The sequence below is a fragment of the Vibrio sp. 10N.261.55.C5 genome (assembly GCF_041470505.1).
In the GTDB taxonomy this organism is placed as follows: Bacteria; Pseudomonadota; Gammaproteobacteria; order Enterobacterales; family Vibrionaceae; genus Vibrio; species Vibrio crassostreae_C.
In genome coordinates this window covers 1-4712 of the sequence record NZ_JBFRMS010000110.1, presented here as the reverse complement: position 1 = coordinate 4712, position 4712 = coordinate 1, and the positions used below count along the sequence as shown (strand labels likewise).

4 protein-coding genes and 1 pseudogene are annotated in these 4712 nt (G+C 43.1%); 1 reads left to right on the top strand and 4 read right to left on the bottom strand.

Translation table 11 applies throughout. The features are described from left to right. Positions 1-155: 155 nt before the first annotated feature. The 4 genes from pstB to AB4263_RS24000 form a co-directional block, all read right to left on the bottom strand. Positions 156-905 carry a phosphate ABC transporter ATP-binding protein PstB gene (pstB, locus tag AB4263_RS24015; protein WP_004737715.1) on the bottom strand — a complete coding sequence of 250 codons (750 nt, stop codon included), beginning with the start codon at positions 903-905 and terminating at the stop codon, positions 156-158. A 90-nt stretch (positions 906-995) separates the two neighbouring features. Beyond that, complete coding sequence (gene pstA, locus AB4263_RS24010; protein ID WP_017064256.1) at positions 996-1859, bottom strand: phosphate ABC transporter permease PstA; 864 nt, start codon at positions 1857-1859, stop codon at positions 996-998. Between the two features lie 15 nt (positions 1860-1874). Beyond that, positions 1875-2804 carry a phosphate ABC transporter permease subunit PstC gene (gene pstC / locus AB4263_RS24005; RefSeq protein ID WP_372099021.1) on the bottom strand — a complete coding sequence of 310 codons (930 nt, stop codon included), beginning with the start codon at positions 2802-2804 and terminating at the stop codon, positions 1875-1877. Between the two features lie 111 nt (positions 2805-2915). After that, on the bottom strand, positions 2916-3737 hold the full coding sequence (locus AB4263_RS24000; RefSeq protein WP_017064254.1) for a phosphate ABC transporter substrate-binding protein: 822 nt from the start codon (positions 3735-3737) through the stop codon (positions 2916-2918). A gap of 484 nt (positions 3738-4221) precedes the next feature. Between AB4263_RS24000 and AB4263_RS23995 the strand changes: the two are divergent. After that, positions 4222-4692 (top strand): annotated as a pseudogene (locus tag AB4263_RS23995) (methyl-accepting chemotaxis protein); the annotation flags it as partial. Between the last annotated feature and the right edge of the window lie 20 nt (positions 4693-4712).

Genomic DNA, 4712 nt, shown 5'->3' with positions numbered 1-4712 from the left:
GGCGCACCATAAAAAAGCCCCACCTATAGTGGGGCAAAACTTCCATCGCTTATAGTTATAGTGATAATTCTGTTGTTCTATTCGATTATCTAACCTGCGTTTCAGTTAGTGTGTAAAGGTATCTAATCGCTTAAATACCACACGTAAATCGTCGATTAACCGAAGTCACCGTTTACGTAACCTTTAGTACGATCATCTTTTGGTTCACTGAAGATAACGCTGGTTTCGTTATGCTCTACAAGCTCTCCCATTAGGAAGAAAGCCGTGCGGTCTGAGATACGACGCGCTTGCTGCATTGAGTGCGTTACGATAACGATAGTGAAGTCTTTCTTCAGATCTTCCATCAATTCTTCAATCTTGTGTGTCGCGATTGGGTCTAGAGCCGATGTTGGTTCATCCATCAGGATTACATCTGGTTCCATTGCAATGGTACGTGCGATACATAGACGCTGTTGTTGACCACCAGACAGACCAAATGCATGCGCTTTAAGACGGTCTTTTACTTCATCCCACAGTGCAGCACTGCGTAGCGAGCGCTCAACCACTTCATCGATGTGTTTTTTGTCTTTGATACCTTGAGCACGTAGGCCGTATGCCACGTTCTCGTAGATGCTCATTGGGAACGGGTTTGGCTTTTGGAATACCATGCCTACGCGGATACGTAGGTCAGCGACATCGATATTACCGTAGATGTCAGTGCCATCCATATCCAGCTTACCCTTAATCGTAACGCCTTCAATTAGGTCATTCATGCGGTTCAAACAACGCAATAGTGTTGATTTACCACAGCCAGACGGGCCAATCAGAGCAGTAACCTGGCGAGTTGGAATTGGCAGGTTGATAGATTTAAGCGCTTGGTTGTCGCCGTAAAACAGATCTAGGTTCTCAATATCAAATTTATTCATGTTCGTAATCTCTAAATTCTTAAATTCGTGTCTAACTTGATGCTTTCTTTATCACGGGGGCTCGCTTTATTTATGAGCCAGCTAATGAGCTTAGTAAGTTGCCGTGTTGAAGCGTCTCGCAATCAGTTTTGTAACCATGTTGATCAAGAGAACCAGTACGATTAGGACTGTCGCCGTGCCGTAGGCTTGGTTCCACTCATCGATAGTAAATAGCTCTGTTGTCAGCTTATATAGGTGAACCGTTAGTGTACGGCCAGAATCGAATACCGACTCAGGAACACGTGCCACCATACCTGCTGTTAAAAATACAGGTGCTGATTCGCCAATTACACGACCAATACTAAGAATGACCGAAGTTAAGATACCTGGCATTGCGCTTGGTAAGATCAAACGCCAGATAGTGTAGATTTTTGAAGCGCCAAGGCCGTATGAGCCTTCGCGGTAAGTTTGTGGCACTGCCATCAATGCTTCTTCTGTAGTACGAATGATTACAGGAAGAATCAGGATACTTAGCGTTAGTGCACCCGACAGAATCGAGAAGCCAAGACCAAGAATCGAAACAAAGAAGGTCATACCGAACAGACCAAAGATGATCGATGGGATACCAGCTAACGACTCAGTACAGAATCGAATCACTTTCACCAATCGGCTACCTACTTTCGCATATTCAGTTAAGTATATCGCCGTCATGATGCCCAGTGGCGCGGCTACCGCAATCGATGCGATTACCATGTAGATCGTGGCAATGATCATTGGGAAAATACCACGTTCTTCACCAGTACGAGTGTAATCGTCAGTGATGAAGTTCCAATCTACGTATTGCAGACCGTTCGATAGGATGTACCAAATAATCCAGAATAAGAAACCAACGGTTACAGCTGCAGCTGCCCAGATAAAACCTTTTAGGATGTTATCTTTGGTTTGACGTGCTTGTTTTAGTTTTACGCGATCCATATTACTTATCCTCGCCTACTTCGCTTTTTCACGGTTAAGATAAAGTAGAGCACCATTTAACATCATGATGAACACTAGAAGTACAACACCTGTTGCGTACAGTGCGTTAGCGTGAACGCCACTTGCGTAAGACATTTCAATTGCAATGTTTGCTGTTAGCGTACGAGCAGAGTCCAAAATGCCTTCTGGCATTGCTGGCGCGTTACCCATAACCATGATGATTGCCATCGTTTCGCCAAGTGCGCGGCCGATACCCAAAATCACACCAGTCATAATGCCTGAACGTGCAGCAGGAACGAGTAGCTTAAAAATCGTGTAGATTTTCGAAGCACCCAGTGCAAGTGAACCTTCTTTGTATGTGCGAGGTACAGCACGAATCGAAGTTTCAGAAACCGTGATAACGGTAGGAAGAATCATGATACCCAGAACAATGATACCCGCCAGGATAGTGTTACCCGCTGGTACTTGGAAAACGTTCTGAATCATTGGAACGATAATTACTAGACCGAAGAAGCCGTAAACTACCGACGGGATACCCGCTAGAAGCTCAACTGCTGGTCGAATAATATCTGCAAGACGCTTTGGAGCAATCTCAGCAATAAAAATAGCGGTTAATACACCAACTGGTACACCAACAACTACAGCTCCAAGTGTCGAAACAATCGATGCAACAATCATAGTTGCAACACCGAATAGAGCTGGAGGTAACCAGTCAACACCCAGAACGATGCTAGAAACACCGGCCTCTTGGAATGCAGGGATACTCTCTGCAACGATAAAGTAAGCGATAACGGCTAGTGATACGATGCCGATTACAGCACTCGATAAGAACAAGCCGTGGAAGATTCTTTCTCTCCAGTCGATGCGCTTCTTAGCACGTAGACTTGGCTTGTTGATTTGAGTCGCTTCAGTATTCATAAGCTTTTCACTATTTGCGATGGTCATATATAAAATCTCAAACTTTGTGGCTCAATAAGAGCTCGAAATAAACAAAGTTGAAAGAAAAGGCTCAGCCTAAAGCAGGCTGAGCAATAATTAAGATTGAGTCAGTTAAGATTAGTTAACTGTGATGTAGCCTTTCTTACCAGCGATAGCTTGAGCTTCATCTGCAACCATCCAGTCTAGGAATTGTTGAGTTTCAGCTGTTGGAGCACCGGCTTTGTAAAGAACTAGGAATGGGCGAGCAACTTTGTAAGAACCGTTCTTAACGTTGTCTACAGTCGCAGCAGCGCCGTCGATAGTTAGAGCTTGAACAGATTCGTCAACTGTACCTAGAGAGATAAAGCCGATAGCGTATGGGTTGCTTGCTACAGAAACTTTAAGTGCGCCATTACCGTTTGCAACTTGTGCACGTTGAGAGATAGCCGATACTTTCTTATCGCCAATCTTCTTCTTAAGCTTCATGATGTCTTCGAATGCACCACGTGTACCTGATGCAGTATCACGAGTGATTGCTACGATTGGCTTGTCAGCACCGCCAACATCTTTCCAGTTAGTGATGTCGCCTTTGTAGATTGAAGTGATTTGCTCAGCAGTAAGAGCAGATACTTCGTTGTTCGGGTTAACAACAACTGCGATACCGTCACGAGCGATAACTAGCTCTTTCAGGTCAGCTGTTTTCTCTTCTTCTTTTAGGTCACGAGAAGAGATACCAAGGTCAGCACTTCCATTTTTTGCTGCTTTGATGCCTGCAGAAGAACCTGGTGCTTGAATTTCGATGAACACTGGTTCGCCTTTATTCATGTAGGTTTCTGCAAAAACTTCAACCAGTGGAGAAGCACTGTTAGAGCCAACTACAGAGATAGTTTCTTTAGCTGAAGCTGTATTCACTGTTAGAGCGCCTAGTAGTGCGATTGCACCGATAACTGTCTTTTTCATCACAAATTTCCTTTAGTGGCGTTATTGCCGTAATGTTTTGCTTGAACGAGGCCTACTTTAGAATCCGAATGTGACAGTTGTGTTTCACTTAATTGAAGCCTATATGACAACTACAAATTAATGGCTAATTTCTCTCCTACTCGACTAATTGATAGTCGCGCGCCCATCAGATGCAGTTATTGAATGCAGGTCTCACCATCGTTTTAGCACCAAAAAACTAGATTTCCCTCTCTATTTATATCGAACACTAACCAATATATTTCTCTATTTATCAATCAAGTGGCCCTAACACGATGGATAAAAAGATGCACCTTTATCGCCATTTCGAACAATAAACAACCATCCATATCAAATACCTATCGCATATAACGAAATCAAAGCCTTTACTGATTGAATTGTCAGTCTCATTAGTTAGAATCGCCAACTAATTCTAATAATAATAATTCTCATCTTTTTATTTTATTCAAAGAAAGAAGGACATTACATGCGCCAACTTCTCAGTGGCTTATCAATCAAAATACAAATTCTTATACCCGTACTATTTTCCGTTGTCTTACTTTTAGCCGGTGTCATTATCGGTGGTGAAAAACTAGAAAGTGCATTCAAAGATGTGTCAGTAGCAACCGACCAGTTAATCTTACATAAAGAAGAACTTAGCGAAATCGTCGACAACAGCTATGGCATGCGCATCAAAGCGATTTACAGTCTATTCAATGCTGATGACGTAAAAACATTGGTTGAAACACTAAACCAAAAACGCGATCAGAATACTCGCCTACTGAATTCATTAGACACAGTGCCAGGCATGCAAGGTGAAGTGGCCGCGATGAACAAAGCGATGAATCACTATGTCGACTTTTCTCGCACCACCATGCTTCCTCTATTAAGAGCGAAACACGGCGATACATCACTCTCTTCAGATTTTGAAAACCGCTACCAGATCGCAATCGACCAAGGCTTTGTTGCGTAATTCAA

Coding starts and splice junctions, on each gene's coding strand:
- pstA (WP_017064256.1), bottom strand. CDS start 1,859: ATGGATCGCGTAAAACTAAAACAAGCACGTCAAACCAAAGATAACATC.
- AB4263_RS24000 (WP_017064254.1), bottom strand. CDS start 3,737: ATGAAAAAGACAGTTATCGGTGCAATCGCACTACTAGGCGCTCTAACA.
- pstB (WP_004737715.1), bottom strand. CDS start 905: ATGAATAAATTTGATATTGAGAACCTAGATCTGTTTTACGGCGACAAC.
- pstC (WP_372099021.1), bottom strand. CDS start 2,804: ATGACCATCGCAAATAGTGAAAAGCTTATGAATACTGAAGCGACTCAA.